The sequence below is a fragment of the Bartonella sp. AA83SXKL genome, assembly GCF_042196965.1.
GTDB lineage: Bacteria > Pseudomonadota > Alphaproteobacteria > Rhizobiales > Rhizobiaceae > Bartonella.
This window is the reverse complement of record NZ_JBHIRG010000136.1, coordinates 1-837: the sequence shown is the minus strand read 5'-3', so window position 1 is coordinate 837 and position 837 is coordinate 1. Positions and strand designations below refer to the sequence as shown.

Here is an 837-nt window from a genome sequence, read left to right as displayed (position 1 = left end):
ATGGGTAAAAGATCATTGCGAATGGGCAGTTCATTGATTTCTATGAGTTCTGCTTGTAGTGATTGTGCGCGTACAATTTGTTCGGCAGGGGTGTGTTTGCGAATGATACCAAGACCACTTTGGCGATATTTGTGGTTTTCGGTGAGGGTTAAAGCCTCATAGGAGCCCATCAAGTCGGTAGAGAGTTTCTTCCCAAAAAGGGGTTCTGACACGGCGAACCCGTTGAGCTCCATCAAGAGCAACGGTTATTGTCATTGTTGGTTCATGAAGACAGAGATAACCATGAGCGGTAATATGTTCCCAAAGTGTGGTAACAAATTGCACATCATTTGCGGGCGTTCCAGCATCAATCCAAGCAAAATCTATTGGTCCCCAAGATTTGAGCGTTTCATCATCAAGAGAGAAGAAATATGGATAAATGTTACCATGTCTTTTTCAATGCTGTTGTCTTGGAGTGGTTTTTGCCATGCTTGTTCGGCGGATTGACCTTCTGCTGAAAAATCATCGATGGTGATCAATCGTGGTTGATAATTCTCAAGGACTCCTGAAGGGTCAAGAAAAGCTGTACGTTCTTCAAAAGTGGTAGATCTTAAAAGTTTTTTATCCTGTTGCCATGCTTGTTTTGCTTTTTGCAGTGCTGTAGCAATCAAGCATGTGCTATCCCCCGCACCGATTTCAAGGACTGTGCGCGGTTTTGCCATTTGAATGAGCGTGTAAAGAAGCTCAATACTGTTTTCTGTTCCCATACCAAGTCTTATTAGAGGCATCTTTTGATCCTTATCATTTTACCAGTCGTAGCATTCCTGCTTTGATAAAAAATATTGTTGTTTCTTCTAT

Annotated in this window: 2 protein-coding genes; both read right to left on the bottom strand. The window is 42.1% G+C overall.

The window, feature by feature from the left end; genetic code table 11:
• Positions 1-156: 156 nt before the first annotated feature.
• Positions 157-324: a hypothetical protein gene (locus ACFINO_RS10150; RefSeq protein WP_223396391.1), complete on the bottom strand. Its 168-nt coding sequence runs from the start codon at positions 322-324 to the stop codon at positions 157-159.
• Positions 325-362: 38 nt separating this feature from the next.
• Entirely contained in the window at positions 363-767 is a 405-nt protein-coding gene (locus ACFINO_RS10145; protein ID WP_375655698.1) for a hypothetical protein, read from the bottom strand.
• Positions 768-837 lie beyond the last annotated feature (70 nt).